Below are 25,806 nucleotides of genomic sequence, written 5' to 3' on the forward strand. Positions count from 1 at the left end.
TGTCGAACTGGTCGTGCGCGAACGGCGTGACGACCTGTGCGATCCCGGCCTCGAATGCAAGCGCCGCGGTGCCGATCCCACCGTGATGCACGAGCGCGCGGCAGCGCGGCAGCAGCGTGCGCATCGGCACGAAGCGGCGCACCAGCAAACGGTCACTGTCCGGCGCCGCATCGTCCGGCGTCAGCAGGATCCCGCGCGCGCCGGTCGTGCGCAGCGCATCCGCCACCGCGCGCGCGTAGGCCGCGTGATCGACGCGTGTCGCACCGGCCGTGAACACGACCGGGGGCTCACCGGCCGCGAGATACGCATCGAGTGCCACATCTTCTTCAGGGGTCGCAATATCGTTGAACAGCGGGAAACCGCTTTGCCGGTGATTCGACGGCCAGTCCGGCTGCGGCGGCGCGAACCAGCCGGGAAACAGGCACAGCACGCCATCGGTCGAATGCAGCCAGCGGCCCAGCACGCGCCGCGCAGGCGCAAGCCCGAGATCGCGGCGCACCGCGTTGAGCGCGGGGCCGCACGCGCGATCGAGCACCTGGCGCTCGATCAGCGTCATCAGCGCCGCCTTCACGGGCAGCGGCCAGCGTGCGGGAATCGTCAGGCGCGGGTGCGTCGGCGGCGCATGCGCGGACAACAGCGTCGACGGCGACACCTGCACCGACACGTACGGCGTGCCGTGCAGCTCCTGCATGAAGCGCGCGGAGAACGCCCACAGCGTGCCGACGAGCACCGTGTCGCCGTCGGTCAGCGCACGCAGCGCGTCGTAATGCGGGCGCAGCGTCGGCGCGATCACCTGCCACAGCGTGCGAAACGACGTGCGCGAATCCCACAGCGCGGGGTTCGCCATCGCGGCCTCGTATTCGGCCGCGGTGCCGATCGGCACGAACGCGAACCCGCAACGCCGCACGGCCGCCTCGAACGGCGCGTGCGTGCAGAACACGACGTCGTGACCGCGCGCCGCGAGCGTGCGCGCGACGCCGAGCAGCGGATGCACGTCGCCCGCCGAACCGATCGCGGTCACGATCATCTTCGCCATCGTGCGCCTCGCGGGGTTCAGTAGAAGCCGGGAATCAGCGCCGCGACTTCGCGCCGATACTGCGCATACGCCGGCCCGAAATACCCAGTCAGCCAGCTTTCCTCGACGCGCACCTTGTACGCGAGCGACGCGAACACGAGCAGCACGCCGATCGCGCCGCGCCATTCGCCGCCGATCAGAGCGGCGCCGACGAGCGCGATCAGGCAGCCCGTATAGATCGGGTGACGCACGAGCCCGTACGGCCCGGTGCGGACAAGCTCATGGTCTTCCTTCAGCGTGACCGACACGCTCCAGTTCGTGCCGAGGTGCAGCCGAGCCCACACCGAGAACAGCAGGCCGGCCACCAGCACCGCGAGCCCGCACTGCGCCTGCAGGCCGAAGCGCTGCCAGTCCGGCACGAGCGCCTGCCACGACGGATCGGGCAGGATGATCAGCGCGCCGCCGACGATCAGCGGAATCGACTGCAGCGTGCGCGAGCGTGACGCTTCCTTGCGCACGGTCGTCTTCACGCCTCGCGAAGTGGCGATCCAGTAGGCGAGCCACGCGGCCCACGGAACGACGATGGCGATGGTCTGAACGATATTCACGGCTGGCCTGCCTCGTTGGGATGGGAATTCGGGAGCGCCGCACGTACCGCACGCACGGCGTGCGGCGTCACGACGACAACGCGTGCATCGGTGCGGGCACGCACGCCTGCGCGGCGGCGAGCGCGATGCCGGCGGCGAGCGACGACCCGCCGCAGAAAAAGTCGAGCAACGCCGAACGCGTGTATTCGCGCTGCGCGCGGCCTTCGATGTCGAGGAAGTGGCCGGCGTCCGGCACCGTCGCGAACCGTGCGCGCGGCACGTGTGCGCCGAGCTGGCGCACGTCGGCGGGCGTCGTGTATTCGTCGCGCTCGCCGTTCAGGAACAGCAGCTCGCAGCCGATGTTCGAGAACTCGCTGAGGTAGCGCTCGGGCTGCAGCGACAGGATCTGGTCGACGTGGAACGCGACCTGGTCCTGCTCGTCGCGCGGCAGGCGCGTGAGATAGCGGTAGTTGTACAGCTTCATGATGCGCGGCAGGTAGCGGCCGACGGTGTCGTTCAGCAGCTGCGCGGCTTTCAGGTTCTCGCCAGCCGCGATGTGGTCGCGGGCGCGCGTCACGTAGTCGACCATCGCGTCGTTCAGGAACGGCGAAAACGAGCAGATCGCCGCGCGCCGCACGCTCGGGCAGCCGCGTGCGAGCGCGAACAGCGACGCGACGCCGCCCCACGACACCGACACGAGGTAGGCCGGCGCGAAGCGCTCGACCAGGTGCTGCAGGATCGCGGCTTCGTCGTCCTTCGTCAGGATGAAGCAGCCCGGGTTGTGCTGGCGCGACTGCCCCGCGTACGGCAGGTCGAAGCAGATCGTGTTCATCCGCTCGCCGAGATACTGGACGGTCTGCCCGAACGACGCGGTCGTCGCGAGTGCGCCGTTGACGAGCATCGCCGTGTCGAACGCCGGGTCGAACACGTTCCGTTCGACGTAGACCTTCAGACCATTCGGCAGCGGGACCACGTGTTTTTCGGTCAGCATCGTCGTTCTCCGGTGGATGCGGCGTCTCGACGTCGCGGCATGCTGCAGGTGCGCAATGACTGCGCCGGTTTTTCGCGCGCAATCCGAATCGCGCTGTTGGCCAATGCACCGCGGCAATACCGGCGGCATCGATTCTTTCCTCGTAGTGCGGCGCCATACTAATACGGACAATATTACTGACTCAAGTCATTCCAACGACACCCTCTACTCGGTTGGAAAATGCGGCAGATTCAAATTATTCCCTGATTTTTTATGGTAAGCGGAATTCGTTCGAGGGTGATCGCAATCGTTTGCGAAGCGGTAACCCACCCCTGCATGATTCAAATACATTCATTTATAATCAATGAGTTATGGCGTTTCATTCGCTTATTTCAAACGAATTTTCATGAATGAATCGTGACGTCGCTTCACGGGCCGACTTCCACGCTTAACCGAATATCACACAGCTCAATACTCTTTCATTCCGTAATCGCGACGACACCCGCAACGATTAACCGGATTGATCGATCTATTCAGAAAGCGTTTTAAACAAAATTCAGCATTTTTAATCATCTTTCAATTGTTTTTCCGCACCTGCACAACGTGCGATCGAGGGCGTCGTTCACCGGCCTGGCACTCGCCTTCACCGTCAGACCCCGATTTTTTGTTGATTGAACGATCAATAAAAAACCGCTAAGCTCTCGACTTCCATGGACGGCCCGTCCGGGCGAAGGGAGTCGCGATGCCGAAAGTCGGAATGCGGGAGATTCGCCGCGCACAGTTGATCGACGCCACGCTGCGGTCGATCGACGAAGCGGGCCTGCCCGGCACGACGCTCGCATCGGTCGCGCAGCGCGCGAACATCTCGACGGGCATCGTCAGCCATTACTTCGGCGACAAGGACGGCCTGCTCGAAGCGACGATGCGGCACGTGCTGCGCGACCTGTGGTCGGCCACCACGCGCCGCCGCGTGGCGGCACGCAAGGATCCGCGTTCCCGGCTGCGCGCGATCGTCGCCGCGAACTTCGACGACACGCAGGTCAGCGCGCCCGTGATGAAGACGTGGCTCGCGTTCTGGTCGCAGAGCATGCACGACCCGATGCTCAAGCGCCTGCAGCACGTCAACACGCGGCGCCTCCACTCGAACCTGTGCGCCGAATTCGCGAAGGCCTTGCCGCGCACGCCAGCGCGCGAAGCCGCCAGCGGCCTCGCCGCGCTGATCGACGGCCTGTGGCTGCGCGGCGCACTCGCCGGCGGCCCGATCGACACCCGGGCCGCATTGAAGCTCGCCCACGATTACATCGACCTGCTGCTCGCGTCCGACTGACGCGTCACGCAGTCGCCCTCAAGGAGATCCTCATGTCCGTATTCGGTTTGCAGCGCCTCTACATCGGCGGCGGTTACGTCGACGCCACGAGCGGCAAGACTTTCGACACCTTCGATCCCGCCACCGGCGAACTGCTCGCGCAGGTGCAGCAGGCCAGCGCAGCCGACGTCGACCGCGCGGTCGCGTCCGCCCGGGAAGGCCAGCGTGAATGGGCCGCGATGACCGCGATGCAGCGCTCGCGCATCCTGCGCCGCGCCGTCGACCTGCTGCGCGAGCGCAACGACGAGCTCGCCGCACTGGAAACGCGCGACACGGGCAAGCCGATCGGCGAGACGCTCGCGGTCGACATCGTCACCGGCGCGGACGTGATCGAGTACTACGCGGGCCTCGCGACCGCGATCGAAGGGCTGCAGGTGCCGCTGCGCGCCGAGTCGTTCGTCTACACGCGCCGCGAGCCGCTCGGCGTGTGCGCGGGCATCGGCGCCTGGAACTACCCGATCCAGATCGCGTGCTGGAAGACGGCCCCCGCGCTCGCGGCCGGCAACGCGATGGTGTTCAAGCCGAGCGAAGTCACGCCGCTCACCGCGCTGAAGCTCGCGGAAATCTATACGGAAGCCGGCGTGCCGGCCGGCGTGTTCAACGTCGTGCAGGGCGACGGCTCGGTCGGCGCGCTGCTGACGGGCCATCCGGACATCGCGAAGGTGTCGTTCACGGGTGGCGTCGAGACCGGCAAGAAGGTGATGTCGCTGGCCGGCGCGTCGTCGCTGAAGGAAGTGACGATGGAACTCGGCGGCAAGTCGCCGCTGATCGTGTTCGACGATGCGGATCTCGACCGCGCCGCCGACATCGCGGTGACCGCCAACTTCTTCAGCTCGGGCCAGGTCTGCACGAACGGCACGCGCGTGTTCGTGCACCGCTCGATCAAGGATGCATTCACGCAGCGCGTGCTCGAACGCGTGAAGCGCATCCGCGTCGGCAAGCCGACCGATGCCGACACCAACTTCGGCCCGCTCGTGTCGGCCGCGCAGCTCGACAAGGTGCTCGGCTTCATCGAAAGCGGCAAGGCCGAAGGCGCGAAGCTGCTCGCGGGCGGCACGCGCCTGACCGACGGCCACTTCGGCAGCGGCCAGTACGTCGCGCCGACCGTGTTCGGCGATTGCCGCGACGACATGAAGATCGTCCGCGAGGAAATCTTCGGGCCGGTGATGAGCATCCTCGATTTCGAATCGGAGGACGAAGTGATCGCCCGCGCGAACGATACGCACTACGGCCTCGCGGCCGGCGTCGTGACCGAGAACCTGTCGCGCGCGCACCGCACGATCCATCGTCTCGAAGCCGGCATCTGCTGGATCAACACGTGGGGCGAATCGCCGGCCGAGATGCCGGTTGGCGGATACAAGCAATCCGGTGTCGGACGCGAGAACGGCATCACGACGCTCGAGCACTACACTCGAATCAAGTCGGTGCAGGTCGAGCTCGGCCGCTACAACCCGGTGTTTTAAGGATCACGAAAGGAGATTGACCGTCATGACGACACGCGAATACGACTACATCATCTGCGGCGCAGGTTCCGCGGGCAACGTGCTCGCAACGCGCCTGACGGAAGATCCGGACGTGACGGTGCTGCTGCTCGAAGCCGGTGGCCCCGACTACCGCTTCGACTTCCGCACGCAGATGCCGGCCGCCCTCGCCTACCCGCTGCAAGGCCGCCGCTACAACTGGGCGTACGAAACCGACCCCGAGCCGCACATGGACAACCGCCGGATGGAATGCGGCCGCGGCAAGGGGCTCGGCGGCTCGTCGCTGATCAACGGCATGTGCTACATCCGCGGCAACGCGCTCGACTACGACAACTGGTCGACGCACAAGGGCCTCGAGAACTGGACGTACCTCGACTGCCTGCCGTACTTCAAGAAAGCCGAAACGCGCGACGTCGGCCCGAACGACTACCACGGCGGCAACGGCCCCGTGTCGGTCACGACCAGCAAGCCGGGCGTGAATCCGCTGTTCGAGGCGATGGTCGATGCGGGCGTGCAGGCCGGCTATCCGCGCACCGACGACCTGAACGGCTATCAGCAGGAAGGCTTCGGCCCGATGGACCGCACCGTCACGCCGAAGGGCCGCCGCGCCAGCACCGCCCGCGGCTACCTCGACCAGGCGAAGGTGCGGCCGAACCTCGAGATCGTCACGCACGCGCTCGCCGATCGCATCCTGTTCGACGGCAAGCGCGCGTCAGGCGTCACGTACCTGCGCGGCAGCGAACGTGCAACCGCGCATGCGCGCCGCGAAGTGCTCGTGTGCAGCGGCGCGATCGCGTCGCCGCAACTGCTGCAGCGCTCGGGCGTCGGCCCCGGCGCATGGCTGAAGGAACTCGACATTCCCGTCGTGCTCGACCTGCCCGGCATCGGCCAGAACCTGCAGGATCACCTGGAGATGTACATCCAGTACGAGTGCAAGGAGCCGGTCTCGCTGTACCCGGCGCTCAAGTGGTGGAACCAGCCGAAGATCGGCCTCGAATGGATGCTGAACGGCACCGGCCTCGGCGCGAGCAACCACTTCGAGGCGGGCGGCTTCATCCGCACGCGCGACGACGACCTGTGGCCGAACATCCAGTATCACTTCCTGCCTGTTGCGATCAACTACAACGGCTCGAACGCGATCGAGATGCACGGCTTCCAGGCGCACGTCGGGTCGATGCGCTCGCCGAGCCGCGGCCGCGTGAAGCTGCGCTCGCGCGATCCGAACGACCATCCGAGCATCCTCTTCAACTACATGGCGGAAGCGCTCGACTGGCGCGAGTTCCGCGACGCGATCCGCGCGACGCGCGAGATCATGCGGCAGCCCGCGCTCGACCGCTATCGCGGCCGCGAGCTGAATCCGGGCGCAGACTGCAAGTCCGACAAGGAACTCGACGCCTTCGTGCGCGCCCGTGCGGAGACCGCGTTCCATCCGTCGTGCTCGTGCAAGATGGGTTACGACGACATGGCCGTGGTCGATGAAGAGGGCCGCGTGCACGGGCTCGAGGGCCTGCGCGTCGTCGATGCGTCGATCATGCCGATCATCACGACCGGCAACCTCAATGCGCCGACGATCATGATCGCCGAGAAGATCGCGGACAAGATTCGCGGACGCAAGGCGCTTGCGCGGGTGGATGTGCCTTACTTCGTCGCGAACGGGGCGATGGCTCGCAACATCGCGAAGGCTGCACGGCAGCCGGAGACGGTCTGACGACGGCGGGCATGTTGCCCGCGCATCAACGTACTGACGAAACGCCGCCGACAGTGATTGTCGGCGGCGTTTTGCATGGGTTCGTCAGCCGCTGTTCACTTCTCGCCGCAAACGCGCGACGTCGACGTTTTTCAAGTAGTTCGTGATGTTCTGCCAGATCGGATGAAACCCGTAGCCGCCGTGCTGCAGTTCATCGAGCGCCTGCTCGCGCGTCCAGCCCTGGTACACCATCCGGTACAACGCCGACACGAGGCCGGTACGATCGGCCCCGTGCTGGCAGTGGATCAGCACCGGCCCGTCCTGGTCGGCCGTGCGCAGCGCCTTCAATGCAGCGACCATGTCTTCATCGCGGATGTCCCACGTGTTGATCCGGATGCGCTGCATCCTGATCTGCGTGCCGGCCAGGATGGTGTCGTCCGCGTGAAACGAACGGAAGCTGATGACCTTGCGGATGCCGAGCTTCTGCAGCTCCGGCACGTCCGAGCGCGACAACTGCGCGCTGCGGTACAGCGTCGGTGTAATGCGATGCAGGTTGTTCACATGCGCATCGGTCACGCTCTGCGCCCATTTGATCGGCCGGGCGGACACCTCGGAGGCCGGGTCTGCAAGGGCCGGCTGCACGAGCCCGGCGAGCGTGACGGCGATCGCGGCAATGACGGCGATTTTCATGTCGGGTCCGGGATCAATAAAAGGCGCGCTTGCGCTCGCGGGAAACAATGAACAGCACGATCGCGGCGGCGCTCATCGTCCAGTAGTCGGTCGGCGCCACGCCCAGCCAATGGATATGCCACGGCACATTCGCCGGATTGAAGCGGGCCAGGCCATACGCCGGATTCAGCACGAACCACAGGAAATCCTCGGTCAGCCAGAACACCATGATGCACGCGATGATCCGCGCTTCGATGCGCCACGACCACCGTCCGTTGAACACGGCCGGCAGGTGAAAGAACAGCGCGACGAACGGGAACACCCATGCGTGGTAGCCGGTCATCGGCCGCCCGCCCCAGAAGATGTCGAGCAGCCAGTGATGTTCGATGCGCCACGTCGGCAGGTTGGCGGCCCAGCCCGCGCTGCCCTCGATCTGGATCTCGACGTTCGCGAAGAAGTACGCGAGCAGCACGACCCACGCGACGACGAACACCGTATGGCGCGTCGGCACAAATCGCGCGACGCTCATGCAGCCGGCTCCAGGCCCAGCACGCGATCGAGCACGAAGCGGCCGGCGAGCGGCCGCCCGAGCGGCGCGAGACGGCGGCGCATGTCGGCAAGACGCTCCGGCGTCTGCAGCAACGCGCGGATCCGGTAGACGAGCGCATCGTCGTCGATCGCCTTCAGCGCAACACCCTGTTCGAGCAGGAAATCCGCATTGCGCTCTTCCTGGCCCGGGATCGGCGAGTTGACGATCATCGGCAGCTGCATCGCGAGACATTCGGACGTCGTCAGGCCGCCCGGCTTCGTGATGACGAGGTCGGCGCAGGCCATCAGGCGCTCGACCTGCTGCGTGAAGCCCTGCGGAAACAGCCGGCCCGGATGCTGCGCGGCCAGTTCCTGCAACGACGTCAGCATCGCCTTGTTCTTGCCGGCCAGTGCGATCAATTGGAAGTCGGCATCCATCTCGAGCAGGCGCGCGGCCAGCACATCGAGCCCGCCGAGGCCCGCGCCGCCGGACATCATCAGGAAGGTCGGGCGCGCGGGATCGAGGCCGAATTCGGCCGCGCAGGCCGCGCGATCGAGCGGCTGGCCGAACGCCGGCATGATCGGGATGCCGCTGACGTGCACGGTTTCCGGCGCCATGCCGCGCGCATGCATGCGCCACGCGATCTCGTCGTTGGCCGCAAAATAGCCACGCATGTTCGGCACGACCCACATGCTGTGCAGGTCGAAATCGGTGACCTGCACCCACACCGGCGTGTCGACGCGCCCCTTGCGGATCTCGCGCGACAGCAGTTCGGCGGGCAGGAAGTGCGTGCAGATGATCGCGTCCGGGCGCTGCCGTTCGATCTCCGCGAGCAGCGGCCGGCAATTGAGCCGCTCGATCGCGCGCCGGATCTTCTGCGACGGCGCGGCGGGATCGACTTCGTCGGTCTTCTGGTACAGGTAGCCCCACAGCGCCGGCTGGCTGCTGACGAGCTTGATGTAGAGATCGGTGTACAGCTTGCGGAAGCCGGTGGACACGAAATCCATCACGTCCAGGTGGGTGGCTTCGACGCCGGCGGGATGATGGTCGGCGAACGCGCGGATCGCTTCGGCCGCTCGGGTATGGCCGGCGCCGGCGCTGACGCTCAGGAGGAGGATCTTCTTGTTTTGCTTTGACATCTGACTGACCGTTTCGATGAAGGTGGTCCGGATGCGGGTTCGCCGCGGCGCTCTCACGCGGCGACTGTTTGCGTCCGGCTTACAACAAGCTTGGCAGATCTTCGACGGCGCGGGCGGGCGGTTACAGCGAAGCGATCGCCGGCATCGACTGCGGAATCATACTGCGTTCGGTCGAGGGTGCCTGGATCGGGGGAGGGGCGAGCCGGTCTGGCGGTCTGGAAGGATAGATGGCGTGGAAGGCGTGGCGCGCGCCCTGTGTGGACGCCGACGGCACGACGGCCCAGCGCGTCGCCGCCTGACGCCCGTTCACGCGTGCGAACGGGGCCAGGTATTTCGGCTCACGCAAGGACGCTCGTGCCGGATTCGTTTGGAATACTTACGTATCGCTTCGAAAAAGGCGATGCGTCAGCCAGCCTTGTCCCCGTGCTCCCCGAATCAGGGCGTTACAACACCCCGCTTCCGCATCCGCTTCCCGCGGACGATCGGGTTCCAGCGCGACGTCAGGCTCATCGCGCTTCGCAGATGTTCGAACGCGACCTCCTCCTTCGACCCGAATCGGCAGACCGCCGGCCACGCGAGCACGTGATCGAGCCACGCCTGCCACTCGTCACCATGAAAGCGGCGACCGACTTCCCGCACGGCGTCCGGTGCCGCGATCACGATGCCCGCCAGCAAATAGTAGGCCCAGAAACTACCCACGCCGACGAGTTGATCGAGTCGGCACACGGACAACGCCGCAAGCAGCCCGTCCACCGACGCGAGATCGGCACGATGCGTGTGAATGGCTCGTGCAACGAGGTTGTGCTGACCGCCATACGCGGCAACAGACGCTCCGTCGCCAGCGGCGAGCGCGGCCGAGAACGTCACAAGCGCAGCCATCTCGTCGATGCGCGATGCATCGTCGCGCGGCCCGCACGCGCGCAGCACGATCGCGTCGATGACGGCGCCAGGCATCGCCGACGTTGCTCCACTCGCCGCCGCGACGACCGCCAGCCTTTCTCTCAGGTTCTTCGCAGGCGGCATGTCGTCCCGCGCGCCCTTTTCATGTTCGGTGCATTCACCGTCATCGCCCCCATTGCCTTCGACACCACCGGCAATCCGCTCGAGCGCGGCCCAGCCGACATCGGGATCGTCGAATGCGCATGCATCGATCACACCGTGCGCGGTGTCGAACACGGCGCGCGAGCCGGGACAGCTGCGTTCGGCTTCGGCGAGTTGCTGCATCGACGGCACATGCGAGCATGCGCCGATCGGGTCAGTCAGATCGCATGCGCAGGCACCGCCGTCCGATGCAATCCACGGCGCGAGCCGGTGAAGCGCCGCTGTCGCTTCTCGGGACAGATTCGCGCCACCCCGCATGCGTATCGCGTGCGATGTGATGACTGTCGTGTCACCGGCGTCACTCGCCTCCGCTGCGCACGCGGCGGCGTCGAGTCGTTCGATCAGGTACTGCAGCCACGCGGCCGTGCGCAGCCGGTCAGGCGTCGCGCCGCGGGCATCTCCATACTTTGCGGGATCGGTAAGCATGGGTCTTCCGGGATAGTTCTGGCCAATTAAAATAGTGGTAGTTCAGTCGGGTCGAGCGGCGCCATACGCCGTACCAACCCTGCAAGACCACGCGCATCGGATCGCGACACGTGTGGTCAGCCTGCCGTCACGCCGATACGCGCGACGACACGGATACATCGAGAAAGCGGAATCCCGTCGTATGTGCTGGCGGGCGCCTCCCGTCGATCCGCGATGCTTATTGCACGTGGAGCTTCGGCGAAGCGATGAGCGTACCGGCCAGCCGGCAGTCCGGTGTCCATTCGGCATTGTTGAACGTCAGCGACGAATTCGGATCATTCCAGGCCGCCACGAGCCTGCTCGGGCCGCAAGGGCCGAGCAGCGTAAAGCTCACCTGCGCGTTGTCGATCGAGAGCTGTGTCGTACTGTCCACCTGCCCCGTCCACGGCGAGGCGCTGCTCGCTGTACTGCTGATCAGCGGGCACCAGTTGCCCCCGTTGAACTGCGCGGACGTGATATTGATGACACCCGCCGGCGTGATCGTTCCGTTGAACGTCACGGCGCAGTTGGTGTTGATCGACTTTTTGCCGATCGTTGTCAGCCCCGTCGCGGAAAACGGCTCGCCGTTCGGATTCATCGGCTGCCCATCCGCGCGCGAAACGGTCACTGCGAACGCGGGCGCAGCCGAAACCGCGGTGAACACCACTGCAGCAACAAGCGATGCAATCTGACGAATTTTCATCTGTACGGCCCTCTCTCTTGATATATGGCGGCCTTGCACGAGAAACACGACCGCTCTGCAGAATGAATCCGCGCCGCCGCGCCGATACACGCGACGGCACGAACCCATCGAAGCCGCGAATACCCGCCGCACATACCGCACGGCCCTCGCGCGCGGCGGGCATCCTGCTTCGATCTACGACGCTTACTGCACGTGGAACTTCGGCGACGTCAGGACCGTGCCGCCCACCGTGCAATCCGGCGTCAGCACGGCATTGTTGAACGTCAGCGACGAGTTCGGATCGCTCCACGCCGTCACGACCTTGCTCGGCCCGCAGGTGCCGAGCAGCGTCACGGTCACCTTCGCGTTATTGATCGACAGCTGTGTCGTGCTGTCAGCCTGCCCCGTCCACGGCGACGCGCTGCTCGCGCTGCCGGCGATGAGGCCGCACGTCCCGCCGCCGGTGAACTGCGTCGACGTGATGTTGACGATGCCGGTCGACGTGATCGTGCCGTTGAAGGTCGCGGTACACGATGCGCTGATCGATCCCTTGCTGAGATTCGTGATCCCCGACGCCGAGAACGGCTCGCCATTCGGGTTCATCGGCTGGCCGTCGGCACGTGAAACGGTAACGGCGAAAGCAGGCGCGGCCGAAACCGCGGTGAAAGCCACTGCAGCAACAAGCGATACGATTTTGCGAATGCTCATTTGAACTGCCCCCTCTCTTCACAAATGGCGGCACGCCGCCAGGAACGCGACCTTCCGGCCGGAACAACACCGGCCAACCGGTCGCAGGAAGCCGCCGGTGCGCATCATGCGCACCGGTCGGCTCAGAACTTGTAGGAAATCCCGACAAACGTGATCAGCGGGTCGGCCTTCAACTTCGTGCGTGTGGTCGCGAGCGTCGAGCCGTCGGCCGCCTTGATCACCAGCGACGAGTAGGTCTTCAACGGCATGTAGGTCAGCGTCGCCGTTACGCCCCAGTGCTTGTCGATCGCATAGCTCGCGCCGACGTTGTAGACCGGCGTGAACGACGACGACGCCTTGCCCTCCACCGAAGTCGCCCCCGGCTTGCCGGCGCCGGCCGCGAGCACGCTGCCGAGGTTCTCGTTGATGTCCTTCGCGAAGTTGCCGTTCAGCTCGATGTTGCTGAACCAGCTGTAGGCCACGCCGATCCCGACGAACGGGCGAAACCGCGCCGTCGACGAATTGAAGTAGTACTGCAGAATGATCGTCGGGCTCCACTGCCGCGCATTCTTCACCGCCGGCTGGTTCGCCGGATTGTCCATGTTGACGCTGCCGAGCGCCCCGGCCGGACCGGGCGGCCGGATCGAGCCGTGCCCGGTGAGCGTGAACTCGGGCGGCACGCCGAGCACCGACGTGACCGCGATGTGGTCGGTGAAGAAGTGCGTGAGCGTGAGGCCGACCGTATCGGCATTGTTGACCGTCAGGCTCGTGCCCGGCGACGTGAACGATCCGGGCAGGCGCAGCGGCCCGTTGATCGGCATGCCGGCAAGATTCGTCGTCAACCCGTTGGTCGAATCCTGCGGCATGATGTGCAGCCAGCCCAGCGTCGCGACGTTGTCGCCCGCCTGCTGGGCCGATGCGAGCGTCGACACGCCTGCGACGACACCCGCGACAATCAGCTTCTTCATGAAGTCTCCCCTCATTCTGTCCGGGCGCCGCGCATCTGCGCGCGGCGCCACCGTGTCTCCATCCAGGCGTGCGTCACTGCACGAATGCGCCGACCGTGAAGTACGGGTTGCTCGTATCGTTCATGTCGAGGAACCCGAATACGCCGCCGGTAAACACGAACTTGCCCGTCGCCGGCCCCGACGCCGCATCCGCATGCACGGTCGTCACGACGCCCGGCATCTTCTGCGTGTAGTCGAGGTTCAGCGCGCGCGTGAGCGCGGCCTGCGACGCATTGAACGGATCGAGCAGCGTGGCCTGTGCGCCGACGAGCGCGGTCGCGCGGTAGTTGAACGCGCTGTCGACACCCGTGTATTCGCCGTTCTGCGAGCCTTGCGCGATCGCCGTCTGCGGGCTCAGGAACGAGATGCCCGATTCGTCGTCCGCGCTCGGCGGGCCTTGCGTAAGGTCCGCGTTGGCAGCACCGGTGCGGATGAAGATCGGCACGAGCTGGTTGCGCAGCTTGCCGACGATCAGGATCCCCTTGCCGGCCTTCGCCGGATCGACCGCCGCGAGCGTCGGCGGAATCTGCGGCAGGTAGTTGAGCGACTGGAACGCCGGCGCATCGGGCCGCAGCGTGAACGGCTGGTTCACGGTCGCACTCGACGCGAGCGGCTGCCCGCCGTTCTTCTTGCCGAAGTTGTCGGTCTCGACGTAGCTGCCGTCGGCGTTGATCGTCACCTGCTGGTCGAGCGCCACCGGCTGGAAGCTCTGCGACGGCACCTGGTGATAGCCGAGCTGGTTGTACTTGCCGGCGATCTTCGTCAGGTCGGTTTCCAGCGACGAGAAGCTGATGAACGGGTAGTACGGGAACGTCGTCTGCGGAATCTTGCCGACGCCGATCACGCCGTTGAACTGGATCGTCGCGCCGGGAATCGCGCCGCCCAGCACGCCTTCGCCGAGGAACAGCCGCGCGGGCCGGTTCGGGTCGAGGCTCGCGTTCTGCATCCGGAACGTGCACTGGTTCAGCTTCACGGTCGGCAGCCCCGTTTCGTCGGCCAGCGTGCCGTCGACCACGTTGGCCGGCGCCGTGTCGCGCGTCGGCTGCACGGTGCCCGTGGTGGTCGGCACCGGCGATGCGAGGTACGTCATCCGGTACGTCATCTTCGTCGTGTCGAGCTGCACCTTCACGAGTTCACCCGACCCCGAACCGCCGATGAACACCGTGTTGTAGTCGATCGTCTGCGGGCACAGCCGGACCACCGGTGCGGGCGGCGGGTCGCCGTCGCCGCCACATGCCGCCAGCACGGGCGCGAGCGATGCCGCGGCCATCCATTGCTTCAAATTCATAGGAATCCTCTTGAAATTCTATTCGCCGGCGGCGACGCATGCGCCGCCGGTGTTACGTGTTCAGTGCAGGGTTACTGGACGAACGCGCCGACCGTGAAGAACGGGTTGACCTGGCTGTTGTTGACGACCATCGCGTAGACGTTGCCGGCCGTCACGATCCAGCCCGTATCGCCCTTCTTGAAGATCGCCACGTTGCCGCTGGCGCCCTTCGCGTTGAAGTCGCTGTTGGCCGTGACCGCGATCTTGCCGGGCGACGTCTGCGTATAGTCCAGCCCGAACTGAGCCGTCTCCGACGACGTCTGCGGATCGATGAATGCCGCGGTATTGCCCTGGAAGAGCGTCGACGTGTAGTTCGCCGCGATGGTCGATACGGCGGTGCCGTCGGTACAGTTTCCGGCAGACGGCGAGAAGAAATTGAATGTGGTGTTGTACACGCCTGGCAGGTCCGGATGCGGGACGAGCCCATTGAAGCCCGGCCCGGAAACCGCTGCGTTGCTCGACGGCCCGTTGTTGGTCACCACACCGCACGCGGATGCGCTGGTCGCACCGATGAATCCGCCCTTCAGCAGGTTCGTCGCCAGGGCTTTGGAAGGCGCGAGCATCGAGATGCCGACTTCCGCATCCGCCACTGAACCCAGCGGGTTGCCCGGCGCGGCATACGCATAGCCGACGCGAATCACGACCGGCACCAGCGCGCCGTTCAGCTTGCCGACGATCATCACGCCGTGCGCCTGGCTCGGCGTGATGATCACGAGCGGTTGCCCCTGGCCCGCACTCGGATACGGCTGGCCAGCCGGCGCGTTGCTGACGAATACGTTGTCGGACGTGCCGTCCGCATTCTTGCGCAACGTCCACGGCATGCCGGTCGTTCTGCAGGAGTAGTCGCTCCCCTGCGTGATCGTGCACGTCCCGTCGGCATTCAGCGTCTGGTTCCAGTTCACGACGTCCGGCTGCCATCCTTGTGGCGTCGTGGTCTGATAGCCGGTGCCCGTAGGCGACAGGTGAATGCCGACTTCGTTGTACGCACCGGCTACCTTCGTGAAATCCGTTTCAGTGTTGGTAAAGCCAATGAACGGATAGAAGTCGAACGTGCGCGACGGCACCGAGCCAATAAAGAAACCCGGCGCAAGTTCGATCCCCTGGAACGCGATCGTCGCGCCCGGAATCCCGCCACCGACCACACCGTTGCCGACGAACAGCATCGGCGGATCCGCGCGATTGATCGTCACCGAATACGTGCCGTCGCTCGTCACACCGCTGTCGAGCACGAACGCGCAGCGATTCTGTTCGGCGGTCGGGAGCGTGGTCGGATGATGAAACGCGCCGCTGATCGTCAGGCCCGCGCGCGTGTTGTTGATCTGCCCCGCAGACGTCGGCACGGACGAGTCGAGGAATTGCATCTGATAGGTGAGCTTCGTCGTGTCGAACTTCACCTTCACGTACTCGCCGCTACCTGCGCCGCCCGTATACGTCGTCGTGTAATCGAGCGCGTCCGGACACAGCTTCGTCACGACCGGCGGCGTCGTTTCAGCCCCGCTCGGCCCGCATGCGCTGCCCGAGCACTGCGGCACATTGATCGGCCCCGGATCGTCACCGCCGCCGCAACCGGCGACGAACGGCAGCGCCAGTACCGCGCACGACAGAATCGCCTTCCGCCATTCAGGAATGCAAATCATCAACCCCTCCTTTTCAGGTACGACAAGTCTCGTCCGGACAGGCTGCATGGCCCGCCGGTTGGTATCGCGCCGCGGCACGAACGCGCGGCGCATGACGGTGCGCGCAAGACGGCCGCGATGCCGGTCAGGCAAATGCGGCACACGCCGCGGCGGCAGACAAGCGCTCTCCCGCGGCGCCGTCAAGCGGCACGGCGCCGTGAGAACAATCGAAACGGGAAGTGGTTCGCCGCTACACGGCGACAGGGCAACGCAGGGTCGCGATCTGCATCGCGTCTGCATTCAGCGAAAAAACGGGAAACGGCAGTCCGACTGGCCCCGCGGAAAGGCGTCTCATGTATTGGTCTCCATCCGTACGCTTGATTCGTTATCGTGATGCGTCGTTTGTCGAGACTATGATCGGACGATACCCACAAGTAAATGGATGCAGAGTTCCAAACGACCGAAACCGCGCAATCCTAGCGTTTACACGGTATTTGACAGATTTTCAAACAGCCTTCAATTTATTTGCTCAGACAAATACCCAGGCTGTATAACACGCGTTTGAACAGCGGCTGCCAACTCGCGCCTGACCAAGCCAGCCGGGCCTGAGCCGCTTTCACGCATGTTGCGGCGCAACCTTACACGTCGATGATCGCGAGCGTGCCGTGGCTGCCCGGCAGCACCGCGTGAAGGGTTCCGGCCAGCGCCAGGTACATCTGCCCGGCCTCGACCACGACCGTCTCGCCCCCGACCTCGAGCATCATCCGGCCGTCGAGCACCAGCAGCCCTTCGTTGTAGTCGTGCACTTCCGCTTCATAAGCCTGCGCATCCATGCGCAGCACCTTGATCCTGGCCGGCCCCACCTCGCCGACGATCGTGGATTTCCACGCGACGGCCTGCGCCGCCGCCACGGATTTGAAATCGATCAAAGACATGCGCCCCGCTCCGTGAACGTTGAAAGGAACGCATTATCGCGAGCGCCACGCATACCGTCCCGGTACGGCGCGACGGCCTTCGGGCGGCACAGTCGGCCGGCCAGCCGCGCCGCCGCCGAACCGAAACGCGATCGCAACACGGTTTGCCAAAAACGGTTCAAATTGTTCACGCATCACAAATAAAGCGCCGTGTTATTCAGCGATCCACGGTCAATTCACGCAAATCCGGCGCCGGCAACGCGCGCCCTTTCCACGAGAATGCATTTCCATCTATCGATTGCTAATATGGCGGTCCCGCGATCCCGCACCACCATGCCGTTCGACATGACGCCCGTTCGCCATGCCGTCCCCGGTTCCGGCCGCTTCGCAGCGGCGGCGGCGCCGGGCACGCGCGGCGTACGTCGTTGCGCCGGCCGGCCGTGCCATCCGTGAGCATGCAACCGATCCTTTCCGTCTCCGACCTCTCCAAGACTTACGCGTCCGGCTTCCAGGCGCTGAAGCACGTGACCCTCGACATCCGCCCCGGCGAGATCTTCGCGCTGCTCGGGCCGAACGGCGCCGGCAAGACGACGCTGATCGGCTCGATCTGCGGCATCGTCAAGCCGACCGAAGGCCGCGTGACGGTCGGCGGCCACGACATCCGCGATCAATACCGCGCAGCCCGCGAAATGATCGGCCTCGTGCCGCAGGAACTGACGACCGACGCGTTCGAAACCGTCTGGGCGACCGTGTCGTTCAGCCGCGGCCTGTTCGGCAAGGCACCCGATCCCGCCTATATCGAGAAGACGCTGAAGGCGCTGTCGCTATGGGACAAGCGCGACAACAAGCTGATGACGCTGTCGGGCGGCATGAAGCGCCGCGTGATGATCGCGAAGGCGCTGTCGCACGAACCGCGCATCCTGTTCCTCGACGAACCGACGGCCGGCGTCGACGTCGAGCTGCGCCGCGACATGTGGAAGCTCGTCGATTCGCTGCGCGACAACGGCGTGACGATCCTCCTGACCACGCACTACATCGAGGAAGCCGAGGAAATGGCCGACCGGATCGGCATCATCCTCGGCGGAGAGCTCGTGCTCGTCGAGGAAAAGCACGAACTGATGCGCAAGCTCGGCAAGAAGCAGCTCACGGTGCAGCTCGAGCACCCGCTCGCGGACGTGCCGCCCGCACTCGCGCCGTTCGGCCTCGAACGCGCGGACGACGGCGCCGCGCTCGTCTACACGTACGACTCGCAGCGCGACGACGCGAGCATCGCGAAGCTGATCAACGCGCTCGGCTCGGCCGGCATCGGCTTCCGCGACCTGCATACGACGCAGAGCTCGCTCGAGGACATTTTTGTCAGCCTGATCGACAACCGCCGCAACGGCATGCAAGGAGCCTAACGCATGAACCTGCATGGCATCCGCGCGATCTACCGCGCAGAAATGGCCCGCACGCGCCGCACGCTGATGCAGAGCATCATCGCGCCGGTGATCTCCACGTCGCTGTATTTCGTGGTGTTCGGCTCCGCGATCGGCTCGCGCATCAGCGACGTGAACGGCATCGGCTACGGCTCGTTCATCGTGCCGGGGCTCGTGATGCTGTCGCTGCTGTCGCAGAGCATCTCGAACGCGTCATTCGGCATCTACTTCCCGCGCTTCACGGGTACGATCTACGAGATTCTCTCCGCGCCCGTGTCGTACTGGGAGATCGTGATCGCGTACGTGGGCGCGGCCGCGTCGAAGTCGATCCTGCTCGGCGTGATCATCCTCGCCACGGCCGGCCTGTTCGTGCCGCTGCACATCCTGCATCCGTTCTGGATGGTGCTGTTCCTCGTGCTGACGGCGATCACGTTCAGCCTGTTCGGCTTCGTGATCGGCATCTGGGCCGACAGCTTCGAGAAGCTGCAGCTCGTGCCGCTGCTGATCATCACGCCGCTCACGTTCCTCGGCGGCAGCTTCTACTCGGTCGACATGCTGCCGCCCGCGTGGCGCGTCGTCACGCTGTTCAACCCGATCGTCTACCTGGTCAGCGGCTTCCGCTGGTCGTTCTACGGGATCGCCGACGTGCACGTGGGCGTCAGCCTCGGCGCAACGTCGCTGTTCCTCGTGATCCTGCTGGCGATCGTCGCGTGGATGTTCCGCACCGGCTACAAGCTGAAGAACTGACGCAAAACGGCCGCACCCCGCACCGCCGGCGATGACGCATTTGGGCAAGCAGGCGGCGCTTTTCCTCTGATGCGGCATTTTGTGGTCGCGTCTACTGAATACCGAAGCATCGGGGCCTTGGAGCATGCGCTGCGAGGCCCCTATTCATTTCAGAGGACGCCATGCCCGCCGCCACCGCTCCCGCCTCCGCCGCCGCCCGGCTCGAACGCCTGCCGTTCTCCGGCTATCACAAGCGGATCTTCTTCATCATCGCGATCGCGTTCTTCTTCGATTCGGTCGACCTCGGCACGATGACGTTCGTGCTCGGCTCGATCCGCAAGGAGTTCGGCCTGTCGACCGCGGCCGCCGGCCTCGTCGCGAGCGCGAGCTTCTTCGGGATGGTGCTCGGCGCGGCCGTCGCCGGCCTGCTCGCCGACCGCTTCGGCCGCCGGCCCGTGTTCCAGTGGAGCATGGTGCTGTGGGGCGCGGCCTCCTACCTGTGCTCGACCGCGCAGAGCGTCGACGCGCTGATCGTCTACCGCGTGCTGCTCGGGATCGGGATGGGGATGGAATTCCCGGTCGCGCAGACCTTGCTGTCCGAATTCGTGCCGACCGAGAAGCGCGGCCGCCTGATCGCGCTGATGGACGGCTTCTGGCCGCTCGGCTTCATCACGGCCGGCATCGTCGCGTACTTCGTGCTGCCGCAGTTCGGCTGGCGCACCGTGTTCGCGCTGCTCGCGATTCCCGCCGTGTTCGTGCTCGTCGTGCGCCGCATCGTGCCGGAATCGCCGCGCTGGCTCGAGCATGTGGGCCGGCACACGGAAGCCGACACGGTGATGCACACGATCGAGGCGAAGGTGATGCGCTCGGCCGGCGTCACGACGCTGCCGCCGCCGTCGCGGCTCGCCGAGCCGGTCGTCGCCCGCGGGCGCGGCGCGCTGCGCGAGATCTGGAGCGGCGCGTACCGCCGCCGCACGGTGATGGTGTGGCTGCTGTGGTTCTTCGCGCTGCTCGGCTTCTACGGCCTCACGTCGTGGCTCGGCGCGCTGCTGCAGCAGGCCGGCTTCGAAGTGACGAAATCGGTGTTCTACACGGTGCTGATCTCGCTCGGCGGCGTGCCGGGTTTCCTGTGCGCCGCGTGGCTCGTCGAACGCTGGGGGCGCAAGCCGACCTGCATCGCGTCGCTGATCGGCGGCGGCGCGATGGCGTTCGCCTACGGCCAGAGCGCGCTGTACGGCGGCAGCATGGCGCTGCTGATCGGCACCGGCCTCGCGATGCAGTTCTTCCTGTTCGGGATGTGGGCCGCGCTGTACACGTACACGCCGGAGCTGTACGGCACCGGCGCGCGCGCGACGGGCTCGGGCTTCGCATCGGCGATCGGGCGGGTCGGCTCGTTGATCGGGCCTTACGTGGTCGGCGTCGTGCTGCCCGTGTTCGGCCAGGGCGGTGTGTTCACGCTCGGTGCGTTGTCGTTCGTCGCGGCCGCGTTCGCCGTTTGGACGCTCGGGATCGAGACGAAGGGCCTCGCGCTGGAACAGCTCGCGGCGGGCGACGAAGCAGGTGGCGGTGGCAGGTATGCGGCTGCGGCGGACAAGGTGTCCTGAGCGCGCAATCAGCCCGGGGGGTTCTTGACGGCCGGGAAGGTGTTCAGCGCTCGGCTCGGTTTGACGCTGCGTGAAGTGACAGGATTCGCGACCGGATCGAGGCTGCTAGACTGAATCGAGGCACCGAGTCGCGCGCGCCCAGCGACGCATTGCGGCGATCGCGCGACGGTGGTGTCCGGCCCCCACTGCCCGCGCAAGGATCGCATCGATGGACCACGCTCGTATCGAAGAAATCCGCAGCGGCCTGTTTCGCGCAACGACCTACATCGACAAGCTGAAGCTCGGCTTCAGCCAGTTCTTCGTCCGCTCGCCGAACGGCGACGTCGTCTGCATCGAAACGGGCACGCGTTCCAATTTTCCGCAACTGACCGCGAGCCTCGCGACCGTCGGCATCACGCCGTCGATGGTGAGCAGCGTGATCGTCCCGCATTTTGAAGTCGACGAGATGGGCGCGCTGCCCGATTTCCTCGCGGCCAATCCGGCGCTCGTCGCGTACGCGCATCCGATCTGCACGCACGGGCTGGCCGATATTTTCGGTGTGCGTGCGAAACCGCTGAAGGACGGCGAGCCGACGACGATTTCCGGCGTCGACGTCGTGCCGATCTTCACGAAGCACGTCCATCAATGGGATGCGTTGGTCGTGTATCTGCCGGCGTACAAGGCGCTGCTGTCGTCGGACATCCTGATGCGCTTCGGCGACGAAGCCGCCGACGATCCGCTGCCGGCGATCGTCGAGTCGATCCGGCGCTCGGATTACCTGCCGTCGCTCGCCCACCTCGCGAGTGCGCTACGCCGGATCCAGGCGCTCGATCTCGACGTCATCCTGCCGATGCACGGCCCGGCCATCACGCACGACATCCCGCGCGTGCTCACCGGCGCGATCGCGCATTGCGAGGCCGCCGCCGCTTAAACAGCGGAGGCGGCAATCCAGCGGCGGTGCAGCTGGTTCCGGTCAGGCGCTGGCGACGACGAACTCTTCGGCCGCCTTGCGCTGGACCGCGGCCATCACCGCCAGTTCGCGCTTGCTGCGCGTATCGCCGGACACGACACCCGTCGCGTTCTTCGCCTTCGCACCCAGCGGGAAAAAGACAAACGACGCGCCAGCCGGAGCCGCCGGCTCGGCACGCAGGCGTTTGTTCAGGATTTTCAGGTACTTCTTCTTCGAGACTTCCTTAGCAGCCATGGCATCCTCCGCGTGAACGTGGTGAGGATCAGCATACCAGTTTTGGCGACGGGCTCCGCGGCAGGGCCCGCCGGTGCACACGCCATTGAAAATTTGTCGTGCCCGATGTCGAATCTCGTCGCCGTCGCGCGTCGTATTGTCGTAACCGCTCGTTTTTGCCGTCGGCACAGCCGGCGGCGCCCCCTCATTCCCTTCAAGGAGAAACGACCATGCGCGTCCTCGTCATCGTCAAAGCCACCACCGATTCCGAATCCGGCCGGATGCCCGACCCCGAAATGATTGCCGCGATGGGCCGGTTCAACGAAGAACTGGCGCAAGCCGGCATCCTGCTCGCCGCCGACGGGCTGCACCCGAGCATGCGCGGCAAGCGCGTGCACTTCGCCGGCAAGAACCGCTCCGTCACCGACGGCCCGTTCGCCGAAACGAAGGAACTCGTCGCCGGCTTCTGGCTGTGGCAGGTGAAATCGATGGAAGAAGCGGTCGAATGGGTGAAGCGCTGCCCGAACCCGATGCCCGGCGACTCCGACATCGAGATCCGCCCGCTGTTCGAGGTGGAAGACTTCAGCCCGGCCTTCACGGAAGCATTGCAAGAGCAAAAGGCACGGCTGAACGCGCAAGCCGAGGCCGGGAAGCCCGCTTGAGTCAGCCGGCGTCCGACGGTTTTGCACGACCGCCGGGCGCCGCCCCTACCCGCTGGCGCGTGCGCGGCTCACGCGCGCTTGCGCGGCACCGCGAGCCGCTCGACCGCGCCGCCGGTCACGTCCCTGAACATCCCGGCATTGCCATACGCCCGCGCGGCAAGCATCGCGCCATAGACCAGCGAGACGAACGTCGCGGCCTCGGTCTGCACCGACACGCCCGGCTGCACGACACCGTCTTGCACCCCTGCCTCGAGCACACGCACCAGCCACGCGGAAAGGTCGTCGAAATGGGCCTTCACCGCCCGCGCGACTTCGTCAGGCAGCGCCGGCAGCTCCGCGCCGAGCATGCCGGCGACGCAGAACGGCGCGCTGTCGTCCGCGATGCAGCGTTCCCAGTAGCCGATGTACGCGCGCATCTGCACCAGCGCGTCGGCGCCGCTCGACTCGAGTAGCGACATATCGGCATCGAAATTCGCCTGCGACTGCTGCAGCACGGCGACCGCCAGATCCGCCTTCGTCGGGAAATGGTGGTGAATGCTCGCCTTCCGGATGTCGATCGCGTCGGCGATGTCGGCATAGCTGAACCCGCTGTAGCCGCGCCGCATGATCAGTTGCCGCCCGGCTTCGAGAATGCGGCCCGCCGTACTGTCCCCCGTTACCGTCATATCTGCCTACCATCTAGTCGGATGAAAAACAGGGATAGTTTACCGCCCTGAGATAGTCTTTTCCAGTCGCAATTTCTCCTTGCCGCCCATCCTACCTACTAGTAGGATGTCTACATCGACAGAACAAGACGCCTGTCGATATCCGACGGTTTCCTACCCTGTCTTCCTTCTGGAGAATGAAAATGAATCGCTCGTCCCAACTTCGCCGCATCGCTGTCGCACTCGCCGTTTCCGCCGCCGCATTCGGCTCGCACGCCGCCGTTGCCGCCCCCGTCAAGAACGTCGTGCTGGTCCACGGCTACTTCGCCGACGGCTCGGGCTGGCAAGCCGTCTCGAACATCCTGACGCGCGACGGCTACAAGGTTTCCGTCGTTCAACAGCCGGAAACGTCGTTCGACGACGACGTGAAGGCAACCCGGCGTGTCGTCGACGCGCAGGACGGCCCGAGCATCCTCGTCGGCCACAGCTACGGCGGCGCGGTGATCACCGAAGCCGGCAACGACGACAAGGTTGCGGGCCTCGTCTACGTGGCCGCGTTCCAGCCCGATACCGGCGAAAGCCCGCTCGACCTGACCAAGAAGACGCCGCCCGCGACGAAGGCGATCAAGGCCACCGAAGACGGCCATCTGTACTTCGACGAAGCGTCGTTCCACGCCGACTTCGCGGCCGACGTGCCGGCCGCCGAAGCGAAATTCATGGCGATCTCGCAGGTGACGCCGGCCGCGCAGTCATTCGGCGTGCCGATCACGCACGCCGCATGGCGGACCAAGCCGAGCTGGGCCGTGGTCGCCACCGCGGACCGTGCGATCAACCCCGAGCTCGAACGCTTCATGACGCAACGGGCCGGCAGCAAGACGATCGAACTCAAGTCGAGCCACGTCGCGTACATCTCGCATCCGGCCGAAGTCGCGAAGCTGGTCGAACAGGCCGCCAAGGGTGCCGGCAAGGAGTGACGCAACGCATTGCCCGCTTCCACCTGTTGACGTCTCTCCTCCGAGTAACGTATCGTTTTGATACGTTACTCGGAGCATTCTTTCCCTCATGCATTCCCGTTTCGACCGTTTTCGCACCACACCGCTCGGCGTCCAGCTCGAAGCGCTGATCGTGCAACCCGCGCACTACGTCGAATTCGCGGCGCTGTCGCGCGTCGGCGTCGCCGCAATCGGTGCGATCCAGCACGAGATCGCACTGAAGTTCCCCGAAATCGAAACCGACACGACAGCCCGCCAGTTCTGCGGTGCGATGGTCGCGGAAGTGATGCGCCGCCACGGCCACGACGTCGTGCAGGCGCGCGGGCGGCTCGGCGGCACGCTGTTCAGCTACGGCGCGGTGTTCAGCGCGTATCCGCAGTTGCTGCCGTTCGTCGACGTCGTCGCCGCGCTGGCCCGCCTGCCCGACCGGCTCGCCGCGTATGCGGCGCACGTGCCGGCCGCACTGTGGACACGCCGCCCCGACGGCACGGGCTTCTCGCTCGTCGAGCACGCCTGCCACCTGCGCGATCTCGACGCGATATTCGCCGAACGCATCGACGCCGTGCGCACGCTCGAACTGCCGGTGATCGCGTCCGTCGACGGTACCGTGCTCGCCGCGCAACGCGACTATCTCGCGCAGCCGCTCGACGCTGCCGTCACGGCATTCCGCACCGGCCGCGCCGCGCTGTGTGCAACCGCGGCCGCCCTCGATTCCGCGCAGCTCGCGCGCTGCGGGTTGCGCGACGGCGTCCGCCGCATGTCGCTCGACGAACTCGTGCGCGAGTTGCTCGACCACGACCGCACGCACGTGCTCGAGCTCGACGAACTGCTCGCCGAACTCGAATTGCCGCCCCTTCCTTCCGCGCCCGCTCCATGACCCAGCCCACGCCCGCCGTCTTCATTCACGGTTTCATCGGCACGCTCGACGTGCGCGGATGGAACGGCCCGCAGCTCGCCCCCGACCTGCTCGGCTACGGCGCGCATCGCGCGGTACCGTTCGATGCGATCACACTCGCCGCGCAGGTCGAGCATCTTCGCCACACCGTCGATACGCACTTCGGTGCGCAACCGGTCGATGTCGTCGGCCACTCGGTCGGCGGCGCGATCGCGATGCTGTTCGCACATGCACATCCGGAACGCGTGCGGCGGATCGTCAACGTCGAAGGCAACTTCACGCTCGACGATGCGTTCTGGTCGGCGTCGGTCGGACGCATGACGCCCGCCGAAGCCGACACGATGCTCGACGGCCTGCGTGCCGATCCGCCCGGCTGGCTGCGTCGCTCGATCGACGCGCCGTCGCCGGGCCTGCTCGACGATGCCCGCCGCTGGCTCGCGCATCAGCCCGCATCGACGCTGCGCGCGATGGGCCGCTCGGTG

General features: G+C 65.8%; 26 protein-coding genes. 11 read left to right on the top strand and 15 right to left on the bottom strand.

The window, feature by feature from the left end:
* The 3 genes from G3N93_RS11620 to G3N93_RS11630 all read right to left on the bottom strand — a co-directional run.
* Positions 1-1,036 (bottom strand): glycosyltransferase (locus tag G3N93_RS11620; protein WP_206133048.1); only part of this gene is annotated, 1,036 nt, incomplete at its 3' end.
* Positions 1,037-1,053: 17 nt separating this feature from the next.
* Positions 1,054-1,623 carry an isoprenylcysteine carboxylmethyltransferase family protein gene (locus tag G3N93_RS11625; RefSeq protein WP_206133049.1) on the bottom strand — a complete coding sequence of 190 codons (570 nt, stop codon included), beginning with the start codon at positions 1,621-1,623 and terminating at the stop codon, positions 1,054-1,056.
* Between the two features lie 67 nt (positions 1,624-1,690).
* Entirely contained in the window at positions 1,691-2,593 is a 903-nt protein-coding gene (locus tag G3N93_RS11630; RefSeq protein WP_206133050.1) for an alpha/beta fold hydrolase, read from the bottom strand.
* 721 nt (positions 2,594-3,314) lie between these two features.
* Here G3N93_RS11630 and betI point away from each other — a divergent pair.
* From betI to betA, 3 genes are read left to right on the top strand one after another with little or no spacing between them, the layout of a single operon-like run.
* A complete protein-coding gene (gene betI / locus G3N93_RS11635) occupies positions 3,315-3,899 on the top strand; it encodes a transcriptional regulator BetI (protein WP_174936402.1) in 585 nt (194 codons plus the stop codon).
* Between the two features lie 32 nt (positions 3,900-3,931).
* The gene (gene betB / locus G3N93_RS11640) at positions 3,932-5,401 is read left to right on the top strand and encodes a betaine-aldehyde dehydrogenase (protein ID WP_069252379.1); all 1,470 of its coding nucleotides are present in this window, start codon (positions 3,932-3,934) and stop codon (positions 5,399-5,401) included.
* A 25-nt stretch (positions 5,402-5,426) separates the two neighbouring features.
* Positions 5,427-7,127: a choline dehydrogenase gene (betA, locus tag G3N93_RS11645; protein ID WP_174985927.1), complete on the top strand. Its 1,701-nt coding sequence runs from the start codon at positions 5,427-5,429 to the stop codon at positions 7,125-7,127.
* A gap of 84 nt (positions 7,128-7,211) precedes the next feature.
* Here the strand turns inward: betA and G3N93_RS11650 are convergent, their stop codons facing one another.
* The 10 genes from G3N93_RS11650 to G3N93_RS11695 all read right to left on the bottom strand — a co-directional run bounded on the left by G3N93_RS11650 (position 7,212) and on the right by G3N93_RS11695 (position 17,242).
* Entirely contained in the window at positions 7,212-7,796 is a 585-nt protein-coding gene (locus tag G3N93_RS11650) for a dual specificity protein phosphatase family protein (RefSeq protein ID WP_206133051.1), read from the bottom strand.
* 13 nt (positions 7,797-7,809) lie between these two features.
* Complete coding sequence (locus G3N93_RS11655; RefSeq protein WP_206122482.1) at positions 7,810-8,304, bottom strand: hypothetical protein; 495 nt, start codon at positions 8,302-8,304, stop codon at positions 7,810-7,812.
* Complete coding sequence (locus tag G3N93_RS11660) at positions 8,301-9,443, bottom strand: glycosyltransferase (protein WP_206133052.1); 1,143 nt, start codon at positions 9,441-9,443, stop codon at positions 8,301-8,303. Before G3N93_RS11660 ends, G3N93_RS11655 begins: the two co-directional genes overlap by 4 nt.
* Before the next feature lie 435 nt (positions 9,444-9,878).
* A complete protein-coding gene (locus G3N93_RS11665; protein WP_206133053.1) occupies positions 9,879-10,970 on the bottom strand; it encodes a hypothetical protein in 1,092 nt (363 codons plus the stop codon).
* 217 nt (positions 10,971-11,187) lie between these two features.
* Complete coding sequence (locus G3N93_RS11670) at positions 11,188-11,691, bottom strand: activator protein (RefSeq protein WP_206122484.1); 504 nt, start codon at positions 11,689-11,691, stop codon at positions 11,188-11,190.
* Positions 11,692-11,874: 183 nt separating this feature from the next.
* On the bottom strand, positions 11,875-12,378 hold the full coding sequence (locus tag G3N93_RS11675; protein ID WP_174936371.1) for an activator protein: 504 nt from the start codon (positions 12,376-12,378) through the stop codon (positions 11,875-11,877).
* Positions 12,379-12,500: 122 nt separating this feature from the next.
* Positions 12,501-13,325: an OmpW family protein gene (locus G3N93_RS11680; RefSeq protein ID WP_174936369.1), complete on the bottom strand. Its 825-nt coding sequence runs from the start codon at positions 13,323-13,325 to the stop codon at positions 12,501-12,503.
* 73 nt (positions 13,326-13,398) lie between these two features.
* The gene (locus tag G3N93_RS11685; protein ID WP_174931244.1) at positions 13,399-14,652 is read right to left on the bottom strand and encodes a DUF2957 domain-containing protein; all 1,254 of its coding nucleotides are present in this window, start codon (positions 14,650-14,652) and stop codon (positions 13,399-13,401) included.
* Positions 14,653-14,723: 71 nt separating this feature from the next.
* Complete coding sequence (locus G3N93_RS11690; RefSeq protein ID WP_174936365.1) at positions 14,724-16,328, bottom strand: DUF2957 domain-containing protein; 1,605 nt, start codon at positions 16,326-16,328, stop codon at positions 14,724-14,726.
* A gap of 617 nt (positions 16,329-16,945) precedes the next feature.
* Positions 16,946-17,242: a cupin domain-containing protein gene (locus tag G3N93_RS11695; RefSeq protein WP_085038798.1), complete on the bottom strand. Its 297-nt coding sequence runs from the start codon at positions 17,240-17,242 to the stop codon at positions 16,946-16,948.
* Between the two features lie 434 nt (positions 17,243-17,676).
* On the opposite strand from G3N93_RS11695, the gene G3N93_RS11700 reads away from it, so the two are divergent.
* From G3N93_RS11700 to G3N93_RS11715, 4 genes are all read left to right on the top strand, one after another.
* A complete protein-coding gene (locus G3N93_RS11700) occupies positions 17,677-18,621 on the top strand; it encodes an ABC transporter ATP-binding protein (protein ID WP_206133058.1) in 945 nt (314 codons plus the stop codon).
* 3 nt (positions 18,622-18,624) lie between these two features.
* On the top strand, positions 18,625-19,386 hold the full coding sequence (locus G3N93_RS11705; RefSeq protein ID WP_011354149.1) for an ABC transporter permease: 762 nt from the start codon (positions 18,625-18,627) through the stop codon (positions 19,384-19,386).
* 161 nt (positions 19,387-19,547) lie between these two features.
* The gene (locus G3N93_RS11710; RefSeq protein WP_174988620.1) at positions 19,548-20,969 is read left to right on the top strand and encodes an MFS transporter; all 1,422 of its coding nucleotides are present in this window, start codon (positions 19,548-19,550) and stop codon (positions 20,967-20,969) included.
* 208 nt (positions 20,970-21,177) lie between these two features.
* Positions 21,178-21,879, top strand: a complete 702-nt coding sequence (locus G3N93_RS11715) for an MBL fold metallo-hydrolase (RefSeq protein ID WP_206133054.1) — start codon at positions 21,178-21,180, stop codon at positions 21,877-21,879.
* A gap of 42 nt (positions 21,880-21,921) precedes the next feature.
* On the opposite strand, the gene G3N93_RS11720 is transcribed toward G3N93_RS11715, so the two are convergent.
* Positions 21,922-22,152, bottom strand: a complete 231-nt coding sequence (locus G3N93_RS11720; protein WP_174936355.1) for a hypothetical protein — start codon at positions 22,150-22,152, stop codon at positions 21,922-21,924.
* A 209-nt stretch (positions 22,153-22,361) separates the two neighbouring features.
* On the opposite strand from G3N93_RS11720, the gene G3N93_RS11725 reads away from it, so the two are divergent.
* On the top strand, positions 22,362-22,793 hold the full coding sequence (locus G3N93_RS11725; RefSeq protein WP_174988630.1) for a YciI family protein: 432 nt from the start codon (positions 22,362-22,364) through the stop codon (positions 22,791-22,793).
* Between the two features lie 68 nt (positions 22,794-22,861).
* Here the strand turns inward: G3N93_RS11725 and G3N93_RS11730 are convergent, their stop codons facing one another.
* Entirely contained in the window at positions 22,862-23,458 is a 597-nt protein-coding gene (locus G3N93_RS11730) for a TetR/AcrR family transcriptional regulator (protein WP_174988616.1), read from the bottom strand.
* A 182-nt stretch (positions 23,459-23,640) separates the two neighbouring features.
* On the opposite strand from G3N93_RS11730, the gene G3N93_RS11735 reads away from it, so the two are divergent.
* The 3 genes from G3N93_RS11735 to G3N93_RS11745 all read left to right on the top strand — a co-directional run.
* Positions 23,641-24,411 carry an alpha/beta hydrolase gene (locus G3N93_RS11735; RefSeq protein ID WP_206133055.1) on the top strand — a complete coding sequence of 257 codons (771 nt, stop codon included), beginning with the start codon at positions 23,641-23,643 and terminating at the stop codon, positions 24,409-24,411.
* Positions 24,412-24,499: 88 nt separating this feature from the next.
* Complete coding sequence (locus tag G3N93_RS11740; RefSeq protein WP_206133056.1) at positions 24,500-25,306, top strand: DinB family protein; 807 nt, start codon at positions 24,500-24,502, stop codon at positions 25,304-25,306.
* Positions 25,303-25,806: alpha/beta fold hydrolase (locus G3N93_RS11745; RefSeq protein WP_206133057.1), on the top strand; the 504-nt coding region annotated here is incomplete at its 3' end. The genes G3N93_RS11740 and G3N93_RS11745, both read left to right, overlap by 4 nt.

The sequence above is a fragment of the Burkholderia sp. Se-20378 genome (assembly GCF_017104665.1).
In the GTDB taxonomy this organism is placed as follows: Bacteria; Pseudomonadota; Gammaproteobacteria; order Burkholderiales; family Burkholderiaceae; genus Burkholderia; species Burkholderia lata.